This is a genomic window from Arthrobacter cupressi, assembly GCF_900099975.1.
Lineage (GTDB): Bacteria > Actinomycetota > Actinomycetes > Actinomycetales > Micrococcaceae > Arthrobacter > Arthrobacter cupressi.
Window position 1 is genome coordinate 274,502 of the sequence record NZ_FNEI01000002.1, and the last position, 20,006, is coordinate 294,507.

Annotated in this window: 22 protein-coding genes; 12 read left to right on the top strand and 10 right to left on the bottom strand. The window is 66.3% G+C overall.

The features are described from left to right. Window positions 1-92 precede the first annotated feature (92 nt). Complete coding sequence (locus tag BLP88_RS19210; RefSeq protein WP_281186784.1) at window positions 93-815, bottom strand: hypothetical protein; 723 nt, start codon at window positions 813-815, stop codon at window positions 93-95. A gap of 236 nt (window positions 816-1,051) precedes the next feature. Next, window positions 1,052-1,600 carry a YceI family protein gene (locus BLP88_RS03660; RefSeq protein WP_074586980.1) on the bottom strand — a complete coding sequence of 183 codons (549 nt, stop codon included), beginning with the start codon at window positions 1,598-1,600 and terminating at the stop codon, window positions 1,052-1,054. 199 nt (window positions 1,601-1,799) lie between these two features. On the opposite strand from BLP88_RS03660, the gene BLP88_RS03665 reads away from it, so the two are divergent. Genes BLP88_RS03665 through ccsB form a run of 5 tightly spaced genes read left to right on the top strand, consistent with a single transcriptional unit; the run spans window position 1,800 to window position 6,546 of the window. After that, entirely contained in the window at window positions 1,800-2,465 is a 666-nt protein-coding gene (locus BLP88_RS03665; RefSeq protein WP_074586981.1) for a histidine phosphatase family protein, read from the top strand. Next, window positions 2,462-3,082: a TlpA family protein disulfide reductase gene (locus tag BLP88_RS03670; RefSeq protein WP_074586983.1), complete on the top strand. Its 621-nt coding sequence runs from the start codon at window positions 2,462-2,464 to the stop codon at window positions 3,080-3,082. Before BLP88_RS03665 ends, BLP88_RS03670 begins: the two co-directional genes overlap by 4 nt. A 13-nt stretch (window positions 3,083-3,095) precedes the next feature. Continuing rightward, a complete protein-coding gene (locus BLP88_RS03675) occupies window positions 3,096-3,851 on the top strand; it encodes a cytochrome c biogenesis CcdA family protein (RefSeq protein WP_074586984.1) in 756 nt (251 codons plus the stop codon). Next, a complete protein-coding gene (gene resB / locus BLP88_RS03680; protein ID WP_074586986.1) occupies window positions 3,851-5,527 on the top strand; it encodes a cytochrome c biogenesis protein ResB in 1,677 nt (558 codons plus the stop codon). The genes BLP88_RS03675 and resB overlap by 1 nt, the downstream gene beginning before the upstream one ends. Then, a complete protein-coding gene (gene ccsB, locus BLP88_RS03685; protein ID WP_074586987.1) occupies window positions 5,527-6,546 on the top strand; it encodes a c-type cytochrome biogenesis protein CcsB in 1,020 nt (339 codons plus the stop codon). The genes resB and ccsB overlap by 1 nt, the downstream gene beginning before the upstream one ends. A gap of 175 nt (window positions 6,547-6,721) precedes the next feature. Here ccsB and BLP88_RS03690 read toward each other — a convergent pair whose 3' ends face one another. Then, window positions 6,722-7,102, bottom strand: a complete 381-nt coding sequence (locus BLP88_RS03690) for a PLD nuclease N-terminal domain-containing protein (protein ID WP_074586989.1) — start codon at window positions 7,100-7,102, stop codon at window positions 6,722-6,724. An 82-nt stretch (window positions 7,103-7,184) separates the two neighbouring features. On the opposite strand from BLP88_RS03690, the gene BLP88_RS03695 reads away from it, so the two are divergent. Further along, window positions 7,185-7,493: a DUF4229 domain-containing protein gene (locus BLP88_RS03695; protein ID WP_074586990.1), complete on the top strand. Its 309-nt coding sequence runs from the start codon at window positions 7,185-7,187 to the stop codon at window positions 7,491-7,493. 86 nt (window positions 7,494-7,579) lie between these two features. Here BLP88_RS03695 and BLP88_RS03700 read toward each other — a convergent pair whose 3' ends face one another. The 5 genes from BLP88_RS03700 to BLP88_RS03720 all read right to left on the bottom strand — a co-directional run bounded on the left by BLP88_RS03700 (window position 7,580) and on the right by BLP88_RS03720 (window position 11,933). Further along, entirely contained in the window at window positions 7,580-8,458 is an 879-nt protein-coding gene (locus BLP88_RS03700) for a 1,4-dihydroxy-2-naphthoate polyprenyltransferase (protein WP_074587213.1), read from the bottom strand. A 71-nt stretch (window positions 8,459-8,529) separates the two neighbouring features. Next, window positions 8,530-9,648 (bottom strand): AMP-binding protein, encoded by a 1,119-nt coding sequence (locus BLP88_RS03705; RefSeq protein ID WP_074586991.1) that lies wholly within the window; start codon window positions 9,646-9,648, stop codon window positions 8,530-8,532. Window positions 9,649-9,658: 10 nt separating this feature from the next. Beyond that, on the bottom strand, window positions 9,659-10,612 hold the full coding sequence (locus BLP88_RS03710) for a 1,4-dihydroxy-2-naphthoyl-CoA synthase (protein ID WP_074586993.1): 954 nt from the start codon (window positions 10,610-10,612) through the stop codon (window positions 9,659-9,661). Window positions 10,613-10,634: 22 nt separating this feature from the next. After that, the gene (locus BLP88_RS03715; RefSeq protein ID WP_074586994.1) at window positions 10,635-11,072 is read right to left on the bottom strand and encodes a VOC family protein; all 438 of its coding nucleotides are present in this window, start codon (window positions 11,070-11,072) and stop codon (window positions 10,635-10,637) included. Between the two features lie 132 nt (window positions 11,073-11,204). After that, the gene (locus BLP88_RS03720) at window positions 11,205-11,933 is read right to left on the bottom strand and encodes a CPBP family intramembrane glutamic endopeptidase (protein WP_074586995.1); all 729 of its coding nucleotides are present in this window, start codon (window positions 11,931-11,933) and stop codon (window positions 11,205-11,207) included. A gap of 205 nt (window positions 11,934-12,138) precedes the next feature. Here BLP88_RS03720 and BLP88_RS03725 point away from each other — a divergent pair, with 205 nt between their 5' ends. From BLP88_RS03725 to BLP88_RS03735, 3 genes are read left to right on the top strand one after another with little or no spacing between them, the layout of a single operon-like run. Further along, on the top strand, window positions 12,139-13,038 hold the full coding sequence (locus tag BLP88_RS03725) for a metal ABC transporter substrate-binding protein (protein ID WP_175453481.1): 900 nt from the start codon (window positions 12,139-12,141) through the stop codon (window positions 13,036-13,038). After that, window positions 13,035-13,769: a metal ABC transporter ATP-binding protein gene (locus BLP88_RS03730; RefSeq protein ID WP_074586998.1), complete on the top strand. Its 735-nt coding sequence runs from the start codon at window positions 13,035-13,037 to the stop codon at window positions 13,767-13,769. The genes BLP88_RS03725 and BLP88_RS03730 overlap by 4 nt, the downstream gene beginning before the upstream one ends. 3 nt (window positions 13,770-13,772) lie before the next feature. After that, window positions 13,773-14,648: a metal ABC transporter permease gene (locus BLP88_RS03735; protein ID WP_074586999.1), complete on the top strand. Its 876-nt coding sequence runs from the start codon at window positions 13,773-13,775 to the stop codon at window positions 14,646-14,648. A 45-nt stretch (window positions 14,649-14,693) separates the two neighbouring features. On the opposite strand, the gene BLP88_RS03740 is transcribed toward BLP88_RS03735, so the two are convergent. Then, window positions 14,694-16,505 (bottom strand): hypothetical protein, encoded by a 1,812-nt coding sequence (locus BLP88_RS03740; protein WP_084110757.1) that lies wholly within the window; start codon window positions 16,503-16,505, stop codon window positions 14,694-14,696. Then, entirely contained in the window at window positions 16,502-16,759 is a 258-nt protein-coding gene (locus tag BLP88_RS03745) for a hypothetical protein (protein ID WP_074587003.1), read from the bottom strand. Before BLP88_RS03745 ends, BLP88_RS03740 begins: the two co-directional genes overlap by 4 nt. 528 nt (window positions 16,760-17,287) lie before the next feature. Between BLP88_RS03745 and BLP88_RS03750 the strand changes: the two genes are divergently transcribed. The 3 genes from BLP88_RS03750 to BLP88_RS03760 all read left to right on the top strand — a co-directional run bounded on the left by BLP88_RS03750 (window position 17,288) and on the right by BLP88_RS03760 (window position 19,978). Further along, entirely contained in the window at window positions 17,288-18,748 is a 1,461-nt protein-coding gene (locus BLP88_RS03750) for an amino acid permease (protein ID WP_074587005.1), read from the top strand. Window positions 18,749-18,863: 115 nt separating this feature from the next. After that, a complete protein-coding gene (locus BLP88_RS03755; RefSeq protein ID WP_074587007.1) occupies window positions 18,864-19,322 on the top strand; it encodes an SRPBCC family protein in 459 nt (152 codons plus the stop codon). After that, window positions 19,322-19,978: a pentapeptide repeat-containing protein gene (locus BLP88_RS03760; protein WP_074587009.1), complete on the top strand. Its 657-nt coding sequence runs from the start codon at window positions 19,322-19,324 to the stop codon at window positions 19,976-19,978. The genes BLP88_RS03755 and BLP88_RS03760 overlap by 1 nt, the downstream gene beginning before the upstream one ends. Window positions 19,979-20,006: the final 28 nt, after the last annotated feature.

Sequence of the window (20,006 nt, forward strand, 5' to 3'; positions counted from 1 at the left end):
GCGGAACCCGATTTCCTTTGGAATTCGGGCGAAGGAAAGCCGCGGAACCCTGGGCGGGTTCCGCGGCCCTCAATGCCGTGCGCCGGGCCCTGTCAGGCGGTTCTCTTGACGGACTTGAACCACGCCTGGGAATTGGGCAGCCACATCAGGACCGCGGCTGCGAGGCCGACAATGAAGCCGAACCAGCCGTTGCTTCGCCCGTCGGTGCTCGCGGAGCCGATGACTGAGAGCAGCAGGCCGACGCCCACCAGCACGGTGAGGGCGAGCCGTGCCCATTCCTTGCCTTCCTTCATCTTCATGGCCAGGACCACCTGCGCGGCGGCGAGGACCAGGGAGACGATGACCAGGAGGAGGACGACGGCGGCGAGTGCGGGGATGACACTGAACAGGACGAGGGTCCCGAAGATGCCGATCAAGCCACCCAGGAGGCCCAGGAAGCCGCCGATCAGCCAGATCCAGTAGGACACCTTGAGCTCGGTCGGCATGCCGGTCACGTTGAACATGCCGGAGAAGCCGCCCCGGGGCAGGACGTCGTTGAAAGACTTGGGGCCGTCGGTGGGCATTTCGAAATGGAAGCCCTGGCCCTGCTGGCCCGGGGCCGGTTGCTGGTAGGCCGGTTGCTGGTAACCCGGCGGCGGGGCCTGGTTTCCGGGTGCCTGGTATCCGGGCGCCGGTTCCTGGTAGGAGGGGGCGGGGGTCTGGTAGCTGGGTGGTTGCGGCGCGCCCTGCGGGGGCTGGTAGCCGGGGGGAGGAACGTCGCCGGAAGGTGTGGGCTGTGAGCCTGGCTGTTGAGGAACTTCGTTTGGGTTACTCATGGCATCACTGTAGACCTGAGGTTGAAGGTTTCCTAGGAAATTTTCGGCTAATTCCCGGGCTCCGCGCGGCCTTATGGGGAAGACTCCAGCGGGTGGATTCACGGCGACCAGCGCCCGGAGTGTGGGCACGAAAAAGCGGCGCCGCCCGGCGGCTGCGGAAATCCGCAGACCTTCCGGGAAGCGCCGCTTCCGGAACCGCAGCCGCCTCAAGCGGCAAGGGATCAGGCGGCAGGGACTCAGGCGGCAGGGGCGATGAAGGCCAGCTCGAGGTTGATGACAACCTTGTCGCTGACCAGCACGCCGCCGGCTTCCAGGACGGCGTTCCAGGTCAGACCGAACTCTTTGCGGCTGATGGTGGTTTCACCGGAGAGGCCGGCGCGGGTGTTGCCGAAGGGATCCACTGCGACGCCGTTGAATTCGGTCTCGATGGCGACCTCCTTGGTGACGCCCTTGATGGTGAGGTCGCCCACCAGGTCGAAGCTGTCGCCGTTGGCCTTGATGTGGCGGGACACGAAGTTGATCTCCGGGAACTTCTCGACGTCGAAGAAGTCCTCGCCCTTGACGTGGCCGTCACGGTTGACGTCGCCGGAGTCGAAGCTGGCGGTCTGGATGGTGGCGTTGACCTTGGAGTCGGCCAGGTGGTCCGCCAGCTCCAGGGTTGCCGCGGCCTCGGTGAACTGGCCGCGGACCTTGCTGATTCCTGCGTGGCGGACGGTGAAGCCGATTTCGCTGTGCGAGTTGTCGAGGGTCCAGGTACCGGTGGTGACGTTGGCGGGGAGGGTCATGGCGTGCTCCTTGGGGTAGGTATGGGTGGAAATCTCCGATCGGCGATAGTTACTTGAACCATCAACCGATCCTGCATCCAGTATAAACATGCAAATGCATCTTTTATTCCACTTCCGGGGAACATTTTTTCCGGGAGCCAAGTTCTACATGGCGTAGAAGATTTTCTGATTGCCCACCCTCTTTGAGAAACTGGTAAACATGCCCCACGCAACTGTCCATCTGCTCCGCCATGGCGAGGTACACAACCCCGACGGCGTCCTGTATGGCAGACTGCCCGAATTCCACCTGTCCGATCGCGGACGGGAGATGGCGCGCGTCCTCGCCGCGCACTTCGAGGCACGCGTGGCGGCCGGGGCGAAGATTGTCCACCTGGTGGCATCACCGCTCACGCGGGCCCAGGAAACCGCCCAGCCCAGCGCGGAGGCGCTTGGCCTTGAGATCCATACGGATCCCCGGATCATCGAGGCGGAAAACCACTTCGAAGGGCTCCACGCGCGGCCGTCGGAGTTCCTGAAGCCGAAGCACTGGTTCCAGTTCCGGAACCCCCTGCGTCCGTCGTGGGGCGAGCCCTACACCGAGCAGGTTGCGCGCATGCGTGCGGCGATCGAGGACGCCCGGCAGCGCGCCGTCGAACTCGGCGGCGACGGTGCCGAAGCGATCCTGGTGAGCCACCAGTTGCCCATTTACGCCACCCGCCGCAGCGCCGAAGGGCGCCGGCTGTGGCATGACCCGCGCAAGCGCGAATGCACCCTGACGTCCCTGACGTCGTTGGTGTTCGACGCCGACGGCGCCCTCGTGCGGGTCGACTACAGCGAGCCCGCAGCAGCTTTGCTGCCCGGTGCCGCAAGCACTCCCGGAGCATGACATTGGAAAAACACAGCAACACCTCCCGCAGGCGCTTCCTCGCCACCGGGGGAGCGGCCCTCGCGGCACTGGCCGTGGGCCTCTCGGCGTGCGCCCCCCAGGAAGACACGCTCGCCAAGCAGGCGAACGTCGGGGACAACAAGAACTACATTGCCGGTGACGGCTCCGTCACCGAGTTCGCCAAGTCCGAGCGTTCGGCTCCCGTGAAGATTGACGGGGTGCTGTTCGACGGCACCGCGGTGAAGCAGGCGGACCTCCTCGGCAAGGTAACGGTGCTGAACTTCTGGTTCGCCGCCTGTGCCCCCTGCCGGGTCGAAGCCCCGATCCTCGAAGCCCTCCACCAGGACTTCAAGGCCAAGGGCGTGCAATTCTTTGGCGTCAACCTGCGCGACGAGAAGGCCACCGCGGAAGCCTTCGAGAAGTCCTTCAACCTGACATACCCGAGCTTCAACGACAAGGACGGCGCAGTGCTGTTGTCCGTCTCCGGCCTGGTTCCGCCGAACGCGGTACCCACCACGCTCGTCCTGGACAAGGAGGGCCGGGTTGCCTCCCGCGTCCTGGGTGAAGTCGAGAAGGGCACGCTGAAAGCCCTCATCACCGCCGCGGCAGCGGAATAGGCGGCCTGCGAACGTGAACAGCCCCTTCGCGGAGACCATCCTCAACGGTTCCCTGCTGCTGGCCATTCCCGTGGCTCTGCTGGCCGGGCTCGTCTCCTTCCTGTCGCCCTGCGTGCTGCCCCTCGTGCCCGGCTACCTGGGCTACGTCACCGGGCTGACCGGCGTCGACCTCCAGAAGCAGCGGCGCGGCCGCATGCTGGCCGGCATCGGGCTGTTCGTGCTCGGCTTTTCCGTGATCTTCGTCCTCCTCGGCGGCGCCTTCGGCCAGCTGGGCACCCTGCTGTCCGGCCCGCAGAACGCCTGGATCACGCAGCTGCTGGGGGTTCTGGTGATCATTATGGGTGTCGTCTTCATGGGCGGCTTCAGCTGGCTGCAGCGCGACGCCAAGATCCACGCGAAGCCTCCCGCCGGCCTCTGGGGTGCGCCGCTGCTGGGGATCACCTTCGGCCTGGGTTGGGCCCCGTGCATTGGACCCACCTACTCGGCCGTCCAGTTGCTGAGCCTGTCCGGCGGATCATCCGCGGCGAAGGGCGCCCTGCTCGCCTTCGTGTACAGCCTGGGCCTGGGCGTGCCGTTCCTGCTGATCGCCCTCGCTGTGCGCCGGGGCGCCGGGGTTATGTCCTTCTTCCGCAAGCACCGCCTGGCCATCCAGCGGACCGGCGGAGCCATCCTGATCCTCCTGGGAATCCTGATGGCCAGCGGAGTGTGGGGTGCCTGGGTCACCGGGCTGCAGTACTGGTTCCAGACCGATGTGAAGTTGCCAATCTGATGAGCGAGCCCGTGGAATCCAAGAACAAACCAAAAACCATCGAGGACGCCAAGACGGAGGCCGCGCTGCCCGCACTCGGGCTCAAAGGCATGCTCCGCTGGGCCTGGACCCAGCTGACCAGCATGCGCACCGCGCTCTTCCTGCTGCTCCTGCTGGCCGTGGCCGCCGTCCCGGGCTCGCTTTTCCCGCAGCGCCCGGCCAACCCGGCCGTCGTCACGCAGTACATCAAGGACCACCCGGACTACGGCAAGATCCTCGATGCCCTCCAGCTGTACGACGTGTACTCCTCGGCCTGGTTCTCGGCCATCTACCTGCTCCTCTTCATCTCGCTGATCGGCTGCGTGACGCCGCGTGCCATCGCGCACTACAAGGCCATGCGCTCCCAGCCGCCGCGGACCCCGAAGCGGCTGTCCCGCCTTCCCGAGTACGGCACCCTGGTGGTGCCCGCCGACGCCGGGATCCCGGCGTCGCGCGCCATCACCGATGCCGCCGCGCTGCTCAGGAAACGCGGCTACCGGGTGGAGGTCAGGGACGCCGACGGCGAACGGCCGTCATTGGGTGCCGAACGGGGCTTCCTCAAGGAAGTGGGCAACCTGGTCTTCCACACCTCGCTGATCGGCGTGCTGGTGTCCGTGGCCATCGGCGGGCTGTTCGGCTACAGCGGCCAGCGCATCCTGGTGGAAGGCGACACCTTCGTGAACACCCTGGTGGGCTACGACCAGTTCAGCCCGGGCACCAACTTCCAGAGCGGCTGGCTGCAGCCCTACTCGATCCAGCTGGACAAGTTCGACGTGAAGTTCGACCGTGAATCGCCGGCCCACTTCGGCCAGCCGATCGACTTCACCGCGCAGGTCACCACCAAGGAGAACCCCGGTGCACCTGCCGAAAAGCAGGTCCTGAAGGTCAACGACCCCGTCACGCTGGGCGGCACCAGCATCTACCTCACCGGCAACGGCTACGCGCCGGTGGTCACCGTCCGCGACGGCAAGGGCAACGTCGCGCTGCAGGGGCCCGTGGTAGCCAAGCTGCAGGGCGACAACTACTACTCCTCGGTGGTCATCAAGGTCCCCGACGCGAAGCCCGAGCAGCTTGGCTTCGCAGGCTTCTTCCTGCCCACCGCGTTTGTTACCGAACAGGGCGTGTCCTTCAGCGGTGATCCGGAACTCATCAACCCGCAGCTGAGCCTGAACTCGTACTATGGCGACCTCGGCCTGGACAAGGGCACCCCGCAGAACGTGTTCGAGCTCGACGTGAAGAACCTCACCCAGCTCAACGGCCGCGATCTTCCTGCCAAGGGCATCACGCTGGTGCCCGGCAAGACCTACACGCTTCCGGACGGCAAGGGCAGCATCACCTTCGACGGCATCAAGAAGTACGTGGGCGTGGACATCCACCACAACCCGGGCCAGGTGAGCGCCCTGTTCTTCGCGCTGCTCGCCGTTGCCGGCCTGGTGGTCTCGCTCTACCTGAACCGCCGCCGCGTGTGGGTCCGTACGGGAACCCACGACGACGGACGCACCATGGTGGAATACGGCCTGCTGGCCCGCGGCGAAGACCACCGCCTGGCCGGCGAATCCGCCGCCATCCGTGAACTGCTGCAGCGCGAATGGCAGCTCGCACCGGATGCCTCCGGCTCCTCCGCCACCGTCGCTTCGACAACCACAAAGGACCAGTAATGTTCCCCATCAACGAAACCATGGGTCAGTACAGCGAGCTCTTCATGCTGCTGGCTGCGGGCACCTACACGGTGGCGTTCGTCGCCTTCGCCTGGGACCTGGCCAAGAGCAGCAAGACCCTGCGGGCCGTGGACCTGAAGGCGGCAGCCGCCGCGAAGGTGCCGGTCGCCGTCGGAAGCGCGGGTTCGGAGACTGTCACCGCAGCCGGGCCCGCCGGGGCCCGTACGGCAGGCTCAGACATGCGTTATGCGGCCGAACGCCGGGCTCCCGCCCGCGTGGCCGTTGCGCTGACCATCCTGGGCGTGCTGATCCATGGCGCCGGCGTGGTCACCCGGGCGATCGGCGCGGGCCGTGTGCCGTGGGGCAACATGTACGAGTTCCTCACCACCGGGGCCTTCGTTGCCGTGGTGGTCTTCCTGCTGGCCCTGGTCCGCCGCGACCTGCGCTTCCTTGGAACCTTCGTGATCGGCCTCGCCGTCATCATGCTCGTGGCGGCGTCCGTGGCCTACTGGACGCCCGTCGGCCACCTGGTGCCCGCACTGCAGAGCTACTGGCTGGTGATCCACGTGTCCATCGCCGTGCTGTCCTCGGCGCTCTTCACCCTGACGTTCGCCATGTCCGCCCTGCAGCTGGTCCAGTCGCACCGGCAGAAGACGCTCGCGGCCGGCGGCGTCGACAAGCTGGGCTTCATGCGCCTCGTGCCGGACGCCCTGAGCCTGGAGAACCTGTCCTACCGGATCAACACCGTGGCCTTTGTGGGCTGGACCTTCACCCTCATGTTCGGCGCCATCTGGGCCGAGAAGGCGTGGGGCCGCTTCTGGGGCTGGGACACCAAGGAAGTCTGGACCTTCGTGATCTGGGTGGTGTACGCAGGCTACCTGCACGCCCGTGCCACCCGCGGCTGGACCGGGACCCGCGCCGCCTGGCTGTCGATCGTGGGCTACCTGTGCGTGATCTTCAACTTCACGATCGTGAACCAGTTCTTCAACGGCCTGCACTCGTACTCGGGCCTGCAGTAGGGGCTTGCGCCGGCGGGGCGGTGGGTCGGGCGTAAGCGCATCGCCAGTCGCTTAGACACCTCCCGCCGCTACATTCGGCCGCGGGCGGCCTCATTGCGCTCTGGTCGGCGATGCGCTCCTTGGCGAGCCACTGACGCCCTACAGCTGTGGAACGGCGGCCAGAGTCTTTGCAAGCTTAGGCGGCGCTGCCGTCGCTGTCGTCGGACTTTGGATCGCCCTTGAGCTTGCGTTCCTTCTCCTCAAGCTCTTCGCGGAGCTTCTTCAGCCGATCGGCCTCTGCCTGGTTGCGGCGGCGGACGTCAAGGTTCCGGAGGAAATCGGGATCGTCGTCCGGAGCCGTGGGATGCACAGGGGTGTTCTGCTTGGCGGTCCGTCCGCCGTACGGGCGGCCGAAGAAGAACCACAGGATGGCCCCCAGGACCGGGAGGACCAGCATCACCACGATCCAGGCGGGCTTGGAGATGCCGCGGACATAGCGTCCGTCCGTGCGGATCACATCCACCAGGCCGTAGACGAAGACCAGTAGGACGATGATGATGGCAACTACGCGGGGCATACCCTCAAGTCTAGCCACCGCGCACCGGCCGCGTACCGGTGCCCGCGACGGAGGCCGGGCATCCGGACGCTAAACTTGATGAGTGGCTTTCCTCAAGTACTCCCTGATCCGACTGGCACTGTTCGTGCCGCTGTTCGTGCTGTTCCTGTTCCTGCAGACCGGTGCACTCCTGGCCGTTGTCTTCGCGGGGCTGATCGCCTTCGCGCTCAGCTACCTCTTCTTCCAGAAACAGCGCGACGCCGCCACGGCAGCCATGCGTGAACGTTTCTCCGGACGGGCCAAGCCGCTGCGTTCGGCCGGCGAGGTCGCGGACGCCGACGCCGAGGACCGCCTGGTGGACGGGAACCCTGCCGTCCGGGTGGAGAACGACCGCCGCCCCAAGGACGCCTGAGCTTAAACAGGAAATCCCCGGCCTCCGGACTTTTCACCGCCGAATGCGGTGGGGAAAAGTCTGGAAGCCGGGGATTTTTGCTTGCCCTAGAAGCCCACGCTCAGCACCAGGCCCAGCGAGAACAGCAGGCTGTAGCCGAGGTTGATCATGCCGGTCTGCTTGAGCACCGGGATGAGGTTCTTGCGCTTGCCGTTGACCATGAGCCACGCCGGAGTCAGGCAGGCCGGAATCAGCAGCAGGACGATCAGCATCCAGGGTTTGGTGGGGGCCAGGACCACCACCAGCAGCACAGCCAGGGCCAGCATCAGCACGTAGCTTTCGCGGGCGTGCCGGTCGCCCAGCCGCACCGCCAGGGTCTTCTTGCCGGCAACGGTGTCCGTGGGGATGTCCCGGACGTTGTTAGCCATGAGGAGGGCGCAGGCGATGAGCCCGGTGCCAATGGCGCCGATCACCGCGGGAAGGCTGACCTGGCCGGCCTGCGTGTAGGTGGTGCCGAGGGTGGCCACGAGGCCGAAGAACACGAAGACGAAAAGGTCACCCAGGCCCATGTAGCCGTAGGGGTTCTTGCCGCCGGTGTACCCCCAGGCGGAAAGCACGCAGCCCAGGCCTACCAGTATCAGCCACCAGGCCTGCGTGATGATCACCAGGATCAGGCCCACCAGCATGGCGAGGCCGAACGCGCCGAACGCCGCCCACTTCACGTGCTGGGGCCGCGCGGCCCCGGACCCCACCAGGCGCAGCGGGCCCACACGCTCCTCATCGGTTCCGCGGATGCCGTCCGAGTAGTCGTTGGCGTAGTTCACGCCGACCTGCAGCAGCAGCGCCACCAGCGCGGCGAGGATCGCATTCACGGGCCGGAACGACTGCAGTTCATAGGCGGCCGCGGTGCCGATGAGCACCGGGGCGATCGCGGCCGGCAGGGTGCGCGGCCGGGCGCCCTGGATCCATTGTGCAGCTGTTGCCACGTGTTGTACCTCGTGTTGTTTCGCGGTGGAGCCGGAAAGGACCGGCAAGGAAAAGCGGTTCTGGGACTTGTCTATTCTGCCTGATGCCGCTCGCTGAGCAGCGCCGCCATGGCGAGCCGGTCGGGCTTGCCGTTGGGCAGCAGCGGCAGCTCGGAGGCCGTGACGACGGTTTTGGGGGCCATCGCCCCGAGGAGGGAACGAGCCGCGGCGAGGAGTTCCTCCGCGGTCATCACGGTGTCCGAAACCGCCACATAGGCGGCCACTGCCTGGCCCCATTCGGCGGAAGGCACCCCCGTGACGAAAGCCGCCCTCACGCCGTCGAGCTTTTCCAGCCCGGCCTGCACGTGCGCGGCCGAAACCTTGACGCCGCCGGTGATGATGACGTCGTCGGCGCGGCTCAGGACGGTGAGCTTGCCGTCGGGGGAGAGCTCGCCGAGGTCGCCGGTGCGGTACCAGCGGATGCCGTCCTCTTCGAAGAAGTCGGCCGCACCGGGAGCATCAAGGTAGCCGGCGGCGACAGTGTCCCCGCCGAGCAGGATCCGGCCCTCCGCATCGATCCGGACCTCGACGCCGTCCAGCGGCTCGCCGTCGTATACGCACCCGCCGCACGTCTCGGCTGAGCCGTAGGTGGTGACCACGTGGAGCCCGGCGTCGCGGGCGGCGTCGAGCAGTCCGGCTGGGGCGGGGGCGCCGCCCAGCAGGATCGCGTTGAAGCGGCGCAGCACGGCCAGGGTGTCCGGGGCGGGGGAGTCCAACAGCCGCTGCAGCTGGGTGGGGACCAGCGAGGTGAAGCGGATCGTGTCCGTCAGTTCGCCCGCGGCGGCGGTGAAGGCATCCGGGGTGAAACCGCCGGATAGGTCCATCGCCCAGGGGCGCGTTCCGGCGAACAGCGAGCGGACCAGGACCTGGACGCCGGCGACATACTGCAGGGGCAGGGCCAGGAGCCACTGGCCCTCGCCGCGGAGCGCGATCGCGGTGGCCATGGAGGATGCCGCGAGGGCGTCGACGGTGAGCACAGTGGCTTTAGGCGTGCCGGTGGAACCCGAGGTGCGGACCACGACGGCGGCGTCCTCGAAACCGGGAGTCTCCACGGGGACCGCCCGGGCCGTACCGTCCGGTGCCGTGACGATCTCGACGGCGGGTCCCTCGCCGTGCAGGGCGGCCGCGAGGGCCTTGAGGATCTCATCCACGGCCGGGCTCCTAGAAGTAGTAGGGGAAGGCGGACCAGTCCGGCTCGCGCTTCTGCAGGAAGGCTTCCTTGCCCTCCACGGCCTCGTCCGTCATGTACGCCATGCGCGTGGCTTCGCCGGCGAAGACTTGCTGGCCGGCCAGGCCGTCGTCGGCCAGATTGAAGGCGAACTTGAGCATGCGGATGGCCTGGGGCGACTGGCGGGCGATGTCCGCGGCGTATTCCAGGGCCACGTCTTCGAGGCGTTCATGGTCCACGGCCTCGTTGACTGCGCCCATGCGGACCATGTCCTCGGCGGAATATTCGCGGGCCAGGAAGAAGATTTCGCGGGCGGTCTTCTGCCCGACCTGGCGGGCCAGCAGGGCCGAGCCGTAGCCGGCGTCGAAACTGCCCACGGTGGCGTCCGTCTGCTTGAACTTGCCGTGCTGGCGGGACGCGATGGTGAGGTCCGCGACGACGTGCAGCGAATGCCCGCCGCCGGCCGCCCAGCCGTTGACGACGGCGATGACCACCTTGGGCATGGTGCGCATGAGCCGCTGGACTTCCAGGATGTGCAGCCGCCCGGCGCGGGCGGGGTCGATGGTTTCCTGGGTCTCGCCGTCGGCGTAGCGGTAGCCGTCGCGGCCGCGGATCCGCTGGTCGCCGCCGGAGCAGAAGGAGTGCCCGCCGTCCTTCGGGGAGGGGCCGTTGCCAGTGAGCAGCACGGTGGCGACATCCGGGGTCATCCGGGCGTGGTCCATGGCGCGGTAGAGCTCATCCACGGTGCCGGGGCGGAAGGCGTTGCGGACTTCCGCCCGGTTGAAGGCGATGCGCACCGTGGGCAGGTCGCGGATGATCCTGCCTGCTTCGTCCCGTTCCACCTGGCGGTGGTAAGTCATGTCCTGGAAGTCGTCGAATCCCGAAACGGTGCGCCAGCGCGCGGGGTCGAAGACGTCGGATACCTTGGCGGGGAAGTCGTTGCTCACCCTGACGAGTGTAGTAACCGCCTCAACTGATGCAGAACTCGTTGCCCTCCGGGTCCGCCATGGTGTGCCACTCGTGCGGGCCCTGGTTGGCCGTCCACAGATGCTTCGCCCCGCGGGCTTCCAGTTCGGCCCTGACCTCGTCCTTGTCCCCGCCATCCAGTCGCACGTCCCAGTGCACCCGGTTCTTCACGGTCTTGGCTTCCGGGACAGGCTGGAACAGGAAGCGCCTGCGGGTGCCGGGGTCGGTGTCCTCGGCCGGCGAGATCGCTGCCCCGTCCCGCCAGACGAGCCTTCCGCGATGCATCAAGGTGTCCGCTTCGGTGGCGTAGCCCTGTTCGATCATGGAGCGGATGAACGCTTCGTCCTGCGGCTCCACCTCCCAGCCGAGCGTTTCCGCCCACCAATCCGCCAGCTCGTGCGGGTTTCTGCAGTCGATTGCTACCTGGATGTTGAAGGACATGCCATGAAACTACGTCGACCGCGGGCCGGGTGATAGTGCCTCGCGGACAACTCCGGTCCGGGTTCCCCATATGACTGGCAGTTGAGGCCGATTTGGTGGCTCAGAACGGCATTAACTGCGAGCTGGTTGGGCTCAGGCGCCTAACAGTTGCGGTGGAAGAGCGTAGATGAGCAGCACCGCCAGCAGGTTCTTGCAGGCGTGAACCAGGAAAGCGAACATGACGTTCTTTCCGGTCCAGACATATACCGCCACGAGCACCGCACCCATCCCGAGGTAAGGGACCATGGGCTGGAAGGAGAGGCCTTCCTGGCCGAACACATGGACGCCGGCGAACAACAATACGGACAGCGCACAGCAGATCCAGATGTTGACGCGACCGCTGAGCTTGCCGATCAGCAGGTGGCGGAACAGGTACTCCTCGACAAAAGGCCCCACGAAGACCAGCAGGGGCACGATCAGCCAGGCCGGCACTTCCTCGACCAGCGACTGGACTCCCAGTTGGTTCTCCGAAACGCGGGTCTGTCCGGTTGCCGTGACCAGCACGGCGGTGAGCACCAGCATCACGACGACGGAGGCCGGCACCATGGCCAGCGTGAACCAAGGGCGCGTGGCAAGGATCCTGGTGTCGCGGGCGACCACCCGCCTGGCCGCCAGGAGGGCAAATATGCCTACGGAGGCATAGAACACGAGGTTGACAGCGTAGGTCGCCGCTGCCTGGGTGGGCAGCAGGCCTTGCAGGAGAGGTGCCAGCAGGCCGCCGGCGAACGCCGCGAAAAGCATCAGGCCAAGGTAGAGGCCGGCCGCCACCGCGTCGAGGCCATTGAAGCCATACAGCCTTCCCGGCGGCGGAATCTTGCCCATGTGACTAAGCCTATCTGCGAGGGGCCCCGGCCGAGCGGAGCGAGGTTGGGGGAGCAGAAAGGCGCTATCTGCGAGGGGCCCCGGCCGAGCGGAGCGAGGTTGGGGAAGCAGTGAGGCGCCAACTGGCGGGGGCGCCAGACACCCGGCTATAATTTTCGGTATGCCTAAATCTTTGTTTCGGTACACCAAAGCTGCTGTCCGGAATATGTCGCTTGTCCTCGCCGCCGCCCTCGCGCTGGGCCTGACCGCCTGCGGCGGTTCGACCAGCGCCGGAAACGACGACCGGCCCGTTGTCCTGACCACCTTCACCGTCCTGGCCGATGTCGCCAAGAACGTCGCCGGCGACAAACTGCGCGTCGAATCCATCACGAAGGTGGGTGCGGAAATCCACGGCTACGAACCGACGCCCGGTGACATCCGCAAAGCCGCCCAGGCCGACCTGATCCTGGACAACGGGCTGAACCTCGAAGTCTGGTTCCAGCAGTTCGTTGAAGGGCTGGACGTCCCGCACGCCGTGGTGAGTGAGGGCGTGGAGCCGATGCCGATCGCCGAGGACAGCTACAAAGGCAAACCAAACCCGCACGCGTGGATGTCGCCGTCGAACGTCCAGATCTATGCCGACAACATGGCCAAGGCCTTCGCCAAACTCGACCCGGCCAACGCCGCCGTCTTCGAGGCCAACGCCAGCGCTTACAAAGCCAAGCTCCAAGAGGTCAAGGACTACCTGGCCAGCGAACTGAAGGCCCTGCCGGTCCAGCAGCGCGCATTGGTCAGCTGTGAGGGAGCATTCTCCTACCTGACCCGCGACGTTGGGCTCAAGGAGGTTTACATCTGGGCCGTCAACGCCGAGCAGCAGGCCACGCCGCAGCAGATCGCCCGGGCCATCGAATACGTCAAGGAGCATAAGGTTCCGGCCGTCTTCTGCGAATCCACGGTTTCCAATGCGCCCATGATGCAGGTGGTCGAGGCCAGCGGGGCGAAGTTCGGTGGCGTGCTCTACGTTGATTCCCTCTCCGAAGCGGACGGCCCTGTGCCGACGTACCTGGACCTCATCCGGCACGACGCCCGGACCATCGCGGGTGCCCTGACGGGGAAGACGTCATGAGCACCCCGGCCATCCTCGTGGACAAGGTCACGGTGCATTACGGCGAAGTGCTTGCCCTGGACAGCGCGTCGCTGAGCCTGGAGCCGGCCCGGATCTGCGGGCTCGTGGGCATGAACGGGTCCGGCAAGTCCACGTTGTTCAAAGCAATCATGGGCATGGTGAAGCCCGACTCCGGCCGTGTCCTCGTCAACGGGCAGCCCCCCGTGAAGATGCGCAGGGAAGCCGGCATCGGATACGTCCCGCAAAGCGAGGACGTGGACTGGGCGTTCCCCTTGTCCGTGCGCGACGTGGTGATGATGGGCCGGTACGGGCACCTCGGCTTCACCCGCCGGCCGCGCAAGGCGGACCGTGACGCCGTCGACCACGCCCTGGAACGCGTGGAACTGAGCGACTACGCCGACCGGCAGATCGGCCAGCTGTCCGGCGGCCAGAAGAAGCGCGCGTTCGTGGCGCGCGGCATCGCGCAGGGCGCTACCATGATGCTTCTCGACGAGCCTTTCGCCGGCGTCGACAAACGCTCCGAAGCGACCATCACCCGGCTGCTGCGGGAACTCGCCGCCGACGGCGCCACCATCCTGGTTTCCACCCACGATCTGCACGCGCTGCCGCAGCTTTGCGACGAAGCCGCCCTGCTCATGCGGAAGGTCCTCATGCACGGCTCCCCGGACGTCGTGCTGCAACCGGAAAACCTTGCCATGGCCTTCGGACTCGACGTCATGAACAGGGGCTAGGCGATGGACCTGCTCAGCATGCTGCTGGAACCGCTCAGCTACGACTTCATGGTCCGCGCCCTGCTCACGACGGCGATCGCCGCCGTCGTCTGTGCCGTCCTGAGTTGCTGGCTGGTGCTGATCGGCTGGTCGCTGATGGGTGACGCCGTGTCGCACGCGGTGCTGCCCGGCGTCGTGCTCGCCTACATTGTCGGGGCGCCGTTCGCCCTCGGCGCTTTGGTGTTCGCACTGTTGGCCGTGACGCTGATCGGCGTCGTTCGCAACACGAGCCGGGTCAAGGAGGACGCTGCGATCGGGATCGTCTTCACCTCGCTCTTCGCCCTCGGGCTGGTGCTGATTTCCGTCACCCCCAGCCAGACGGACCTGAACCACATCATTTTCGGCAACCTGCTGGGCGTCAGCATGGCGGACCTTGTCCAAGTGGTGATCCTGGGTGTGGTGGCCTTCGCAATCCTGGTGCTCAAGCGCCGGGACCTGACCCTTTACGCCTTCGACCCCACCCACGCCCACGCGATCGGTCTGTCACCGCGGCGCCTCGGCGCCCTGCTCCTGGGCCTGCTCGCGCTGACCTCGGTGGTGGCCCTGCAGACCGTGGGCGTGGTGCTGGTGGTGGCCATGCTCATCATCCCGGGGGCCACCGCGTACCTGCTGACTGACCGCTTCTCCCGGATGCTGGTGATCGCTCCCGTCATTTCCGCCGCATGTTCGGTGGCCGGCATTTACATCAGCTACTACCTGGACACGGCCTCCGGCGCCATGGTGGTGCTCGCCCAGGGCACCGTGTTCGCCGTCGTCTATCTCTTTAGTCCGAGGCAGGGCCTGATCGGCACGCGGCTGGCGAAGGCGCGCCGGAAGCGGGCGGCGGCGCTGGCCCGCTGAACATGTCAGCAGGACCGCACTGAACCGGGTCACCCAAGCGCACTGTCAGCGGAACAGGTCCCGGTAGGTTCCCATGATGATCCGGTCGCCCGGGGCGGACTTCCTGATGTAATCCAGCACCGCCCAGTCATCAAGGGAAATGCATCCGGCCGTCGGCACCTTGTTCATGTGCAGGAAGATCGCGAAGCCTGCGTTCTGGACGATGTTCGGCCGGTTGTAGTTGATGACCACGCCCTGGCGATAGTCGTGGGTGGAACGGGTGGCGAAATACCACATGTTCTCGTCCCAGCCCACCCACGATGAGGACTCAAAGTACTTGTTGTAGGTAGGTGTCCAGGGGTTGCCGCCCCAACGCGAGCGCGGGTTCAGCGTCCGGTAAGCGAGCTTGGTCCCGGGGTTTCCGAGGCCGAACGCCTCGGTCACGCTGAAGGAACCCGTGGGCGAGAAGAGGTAGCGCGTGGGACCGGACGGGACTCCCGGAGGCTTGAATCCCGAGGCGCCCACGTAGCTGTCCGTCTTCCAGTCAGGGACGTAGGTTCCGGCCAGGCTCTTGCAGTAAATGCTCGTAGACCTGGACACCTTGTAATCGCGGGCGACGGTCAAGAGCACCCGGTTGGCGCCGTAGGTGGGGAACTTGGACTTTCCGTTGTTCAATTTCTGGCATTCGGTGCCTTTGGAATAGATGCGGGTTCCCGCGTGGCCCTCCCAGCCGATGAAACCGCCCTGGAAGTTCTGGATGCACTTGCCTCCGGCGCATTTTTCGTTCGAAAGCGGGTAGAGGAGGAGGCCGCGGTTGGCGCCGGCAGCAGCGTACTGGCCGCCGATGGCGCCCCGGACCACCCAGACCCCGCTGCCCGGCGACCAGTAGATGTTCCCGCCCTGGAAGCGCTGGAGACACCCGCTGGCGGGCTGGCCGCAAATTTCACTGGTTACCGGGTAACCCATCACGCTGTCCTGCGCGCCTACCGACTTCCAGCGGGTCTGGATGGCGCCGCGGACAAAGCGTGCTCCAGTGGCTGGGGACCAGTAGATGGTTCCCCTTGAGAATGACTGGTAGCAGCCGCCGTTGCGGAGCCCGCATGTCTCGTTCGATAGCGGCACGCCCAGGCCGGCGGTTGATCCCAACGCAGCCCAGAACCCGCCGATCGCCCCGCGGGACCAGATGCGGAAGACCTCGGTTCCGTTCCAGACCAGGAGCTTTCCGCTGGAGAACTTCTGCAAAGTGCCGCCGGGCACCGTTGTTTCGTCGCCCACCGGGTAGCCGAATACGGCCAGGCCGCCGCCCGTGAAGAAGGCCGGACCGGTGTGGCCAGTCTTCGAGAGGACGGTGTGTGCGCCGTCGGCGCCGGTCCAGTAGATCAGTCCGCCCTCGAACTTTTGCTGGCAAAGGCCGCTTTCTGCGCAGTACTCCTTGGAAATCGGCTCGCCGAGCACGCCCGCGGCGCCGCCCATGCCGAGCCACTTCGCCCCGATTGCTCCGGACGCGGTGAAAGTGGGTGCCGGTGGTTCGGAAGCCTCGGCCGGCTCCGAAGGAGCCGGTTCCTCGAGGGTCGTCGGCGCATCCGGGCTCGGGGAAAGTTCCGGCGCCTCCGATCCGGAGCCTGGGCCTGGCGCCGGCGGGCTGGCCTCGTCCGTGGGTGTCACCTCGCCCGTGGGGCTGACTTCACCCGTGGGTGTCACCTCGCCCGTGGGGCTGACTTCACCCGTGGGGGAGGTGCCCGCCCCCGGGCTTGGGACTTCCTCCGCGAAGGCCGGCGCGGTGGCCAGGGGAGCAACCCCAAGGGCCAGCAAGAGGGCAATCGCCGCGAGCGACCTTCTCGCCAGGAGCCCGGTATTCACTACGGCAGCGGGTTTCATTGTGCATCCTCCGCCGAGACGACAGGCTCGCAGCTGCCCGCCTGGCCCGTGGTGTGTGCGAAATCCTTGGCGGAGACGTCGGCAGACTTTCCGGGCTGGACCGTTTCGGTGATGAGCGCGTGGCCCTGGACTGCCGCGCCGATGGTCACGGCGACGGCCACTGTGTAGGTCTTCGCCACGCCGGTGTCGTTGACGAGGGTGCCCTTGAAGGTCCAGGATCCGTCGCTTGCCGCCGTGCAACTTTGGTTCCGCAAGGCATCGATCGCGTTGAAGGAAGTGGAGACGTCACCGGGGGACGAAGGTGGCGGTGAGGGGGCTCGTTCTGTCGGCGGGGCGGTGCCCAGGCTTGCGGACGCCGACGACGACGGAGCCGGGCTTGGGCTTGGGCTTTGACCGGCCGGACCCGTGCCTCCGCCGGAGCAGCCGGTTAAGGCAAGCGGGAATACGGCAAGCAGAAATACGGCGGGCAGCAACCTTCTGTTTCGCAAGTTTCCCCCCAGATCCAGTGCGAAGGCCAGGTGCAACGAAGACCGTCCACCTGCAGGGTGTGTCTGTCGAGCTAGACACAGGCTAGCCGCAAATGACCCGGGCAGGAAGCAGTCCGCGAGGCCGGATGTAGCCCCGGTCACGCGTGGTGCGTTTCACACTGTAAGATGGGGTTGCTGGATTCGCCCTTCGATGATTTGCTCTGTAACCCGCAGAAGTGAACAGGATTCCGGCCAGTGAGCCGAATCACGTGCAGTAAAGGGCGCTGGTACCTCCCCAACCCACAAGGAACAGCTGTGTCGCAAAGTACCCCCACAGACCTTAAGAACCCCACCGGCCAGGCCACCGCCGTCGACCCGTCCCTCAGCGCCGAGGGCTACAGCAAGACCCTGAGCCGTCGCCACGTCACCATGATCGCGATGGGCGGCGCCATCGGCGTCGGCCTGTTCATGGGCGCCGGCGGGCGCCTGGCCTCCACCGGCCCGGCCCTGATCTTCTCGTACGCGATTGCCGGCGTCATCGCCTACCTGCTGATGCGTGCCCTCGGCGAACTCATCATGTACCGCCAGACCTCCGGCTCCTTCGTTAGCTACGCCGGTGAACTCTTCGGCAAGAAGGGCGCCTACCTGTCCGGCTGGATGTACTTCATCAACTGGGCCATGACGGGCATCGCCGAGCTGATCGCGATCGGCCTCTACTTCCAGTTCTTCTTCCCCAACGTCCCCGTGGAACTGTCCGCCATCGCCGCGCTGGTGCTGCTGGTGGCCGTGAACCTGTTTAGCGTGAAGGCCTTCGGTGAGTTCGAATTCTGGGCTTCCTGCCTGAAGGTCGCCGCGATCGTCATCTTCCTGGCCGTGGGCACCTTCATGGTGGCCACCAACGCCCAGGTGGGCGGCGGCCACGCCTCGGTGGGCAACCTTTTCCATGACGACGGCGGCATGTTCCCCAAGGGCGGCCTGGTGATGATCCTGGTCCTCAACGCCGTAATCTTCGCCTACAACGCGATCGAACTGGTCGGCATCACCGCCGGCGAGATGAAGAACCCGGAACGCGAAGTGCCCAAGGCGATCCGCGCCGTCGTGCTGCGCATTGTGGTCTTCTACGTCGGCTCCGTGACGCTGCTCGCCATGCTGCTCCCGTCCGACCAGTACAAGGCCGGAACCTCGCCGTTCGTCACCGTGTTCGGGCAGATGGGCCTGGGCTGGATGGGCGACGTCATGAACATGATCGTCATCACCGCCGCCCTGTCCTCCTGCAACTCCGGCCTGTACTCGATCGGCCGCATCTTCCGCACGATGGCCAACAACGGCCACGCCCCGCAGTGGCTCACCCGCATGTCCACCCGCCACGTCCCGTATGCAGCCATCCTGGCCATCGGCGTCGTCTACCTCGTGGGCATCCTGCTGAACATCTGGCTGGGCGGCTCGCACGCCTTCGACCTCGCGCTCAACACCGCCTCGATCGGCGTCATCTTCACCTGGGGTTCCATCTTCGCTAGCCAGATCATGCTGCGGAAGAAGAAGGGCCTCGTCTCCAGCCTTCCGATGCCCGGTTCGCCGTGGACCAGCTGGGCCGGCCTGGTGGCGTTGCTGGCCATCACCGTCCTGATCGGCTTCGACACCATGACCAGCAAGAGCGGCGAGGTCTTCTACCTCGGCGCCTGGACCCTGGGCACCATCCCGTTCTTCGCCCTAGTGCTCTGGCTCGGCTGGCAGAAGGTCAAGAACAACGAACCCAAGAGCGAACTCTTCGCCTAAGGTTCCGTAACGTTCGACGGCGGGTGCCTCCTTTGGAGGTGCCCGCCGTTCGCGTCCCCGGGGGCGCCGTTCGCGGACGGTTGGGAGTGTCGGTGCCCGGGGCTAGGCTCGTTGCATGGAGCACACCACCACCCTGACGCAGCACATCAACGCCGCCCCGGAGAAGGTCTGGGCCGTCATCTCGGACATTCCCGGTTCGGCCGCGACCCTCTCCGGCGTCGACGCCATCCAGATGCTCAGCGATGGCCCCTACGGCGAAGGCACCCGCTGGAAGGAAACCCGCACCATGATGGGCCGGCAGGAGACCGTCGAAATGTGGGTGGCTGAAACCGACCCGCCGCGCAGCACCACGGTCAAGGCGCTGCAGGGCGGCGCGGACTACACCACGCACTTCGCCTTGGCCGGGCGGGATGGCGGCACGGACCTCACCCTGACCTTCGGCGCCACCGTCCTCAAGCCCACGATCCTGAGCAGGATCACCATGGCACTGTTCGGGAAAATCGGGATGAGCATGACCCGCAAGGCCCTCGGCAAGGACCTGGCGGAAATTGCCGCAATGGCGGAATCCCTCTGATGGCTGCCGCGAAGCTTGCCGCCCCCAGGATCCCGGCGGTGCGCCTGGAAGGACTGCGCGACGACCCCGCCCCGGACTTCCGCCGCGGCGAAAGGTACGACGGCGTCCGGTTCAGCCAGGTGCGCGCGGACGGGGAAGAGCTCAGCGGCGCAGACTTTATCGAGTGCGAGTTCGATCGCGCCTCCTTTAACGAAACACAACTGCGCGGGGCGACATTCCGGGACTGCATCCTTTCCGAGCCGTACGCGCCGGTGCTGACCGCCGCACGCACGTCATGGCGCGACGTCGAAATCGGCAACCCGCGCTGGGGCTCCGCGGAACTGTACGAGGGCAGTTGGCAGTCGGTGCGGGTCGACGGCGGCAAGCTGGACTTCCTGAACCTGCGCGGCTCCAAGCTCCAGGACGTCCAGGTGAGCGGGTGCATCATCAACGAACTCGACCTGGGCTCCTGCACGGCGAACCGCGTGGTGTTCAAGGACTGCGTAATCGGCACCCTCGATGTCACGGGCGCCAAGCTCAAGGACGTTGACCTTCGCGGCTCGGAATTCAAGGCCGTCAACGGGCTCGGTGGCCTGTCCGGCGTGGTGATCGACGACTACCAGCTCAGCCTCCTGGCGCCGCTCCTCGCCGGGCACCTCGGAATCCGGGTCCTCTAGGCGCTGTTGACCGGGGCCGGGCACCGTG

Bases quoted from the DNA above. Each gene is read 5' to 3' on its own strand.
- BLP88_RS03755 (WP_074587007.1), top strand. From the start codon at position 18,864: ATGGAGCACACCACCACCCTGACGCAGCACATCAACGCCGCCCCGGAG.
- resB (WP_074586986.1), top strand. From the start codon at position 3,851: ATGAGCGAGCCCGTGGAATCCAAGAACAAACCAAAAACCATCGAGGAC.
- BLP88_RS03735 (WP_074586999.1), top strand. From the start codon at position 13,773: ATGGACCTGCTCAGCATGCTGCTGGAACCGCTCAGCTACGACTTCATG.
- BLP88_RS03665 (WP_074586981.1), top strand. From the start codon at position 1,800: ATGCCCCACGCAACTGTCCATCTGCTCCGCCATGGCGAGGTACACAAC.
- BLP88_RS03730 (WP_074586998.1), top strand. From the start codon at position 13,035: ATGAGCACCCCGGCCATCCTCGTGGACAAGGTCACGGTGCATTACGGC.
- BLP88_RS03660 (WP_074586980.1), bottom strand. From the start codon at position 1,600: ATGACCCTCCCCGCCAACGTCACCACCGGTACCTGGACCCTCGACAAC.
- BLP88_RS03740 (WP_084110757.1), bottom strand. From the start codon at position 16,505: ATGAAACCCGCTGCCGTAGTGAATACCGGGCTCCTGGCGAGAAGGTCG.
- BLP88_RS19210 (WP_281186784.1), bottom strand. From the start codon at position 815: ATGAGTAACCCAAACGAAGTTCCTCAACAGCCAGGCTCACAGCCCACA.
- BLP88_RS03760 (WP_074587009.1), top strand. From the start codon at position 19,322: ATGGCTGCCGCGAAGCTTGCCGCCCCCAGGATCCCGGCGGTGCGCCTG.
- BLP88_RS03715 (WP_074586994.1), bottom strand. From the start codon at position 11,072: ATGTCCTTCAACATCCAGGTAGCAATCGACTGCAGAAACCCGCACGAG.
- BLP88_RS03725 (WP_175453481.1), top strand. From the start codon at position 12,139: ATGTCGCTTGTCCTCGCCGCCGCCCTCGCGCTGGGCCTGACCGCCTGC.
- BLP88_RS03720 (WP_074586995.1), bottom strand. From the start codon at position 11,933: ATGGGCAAGATTCCGCCGCCGGGAAGGCTGTATGGCTTCAATGGCCTC.
- BLP88_RS03690 (WP_074586989.1), bottom strand. From the start codon at position 7,102: ATGCCCCGCGTAGTTGCCATCATCATCGTCCTACTGGTCTTCGTCTAC.
- ccsB (WP_074586987.1), top strand. From the start codon at position 5,527: ATGTTCCCCATCAACGAAACCATGGGTCAGTACAGCGAGCTCTTCATG.
- BLP88_RS03670 (WP_074586983.1), top strand. From the start codon at position 2,462: ATGACATTGGAAAAACACAGCAACACCTCCCGCAGGCGCTTCCTCGCC.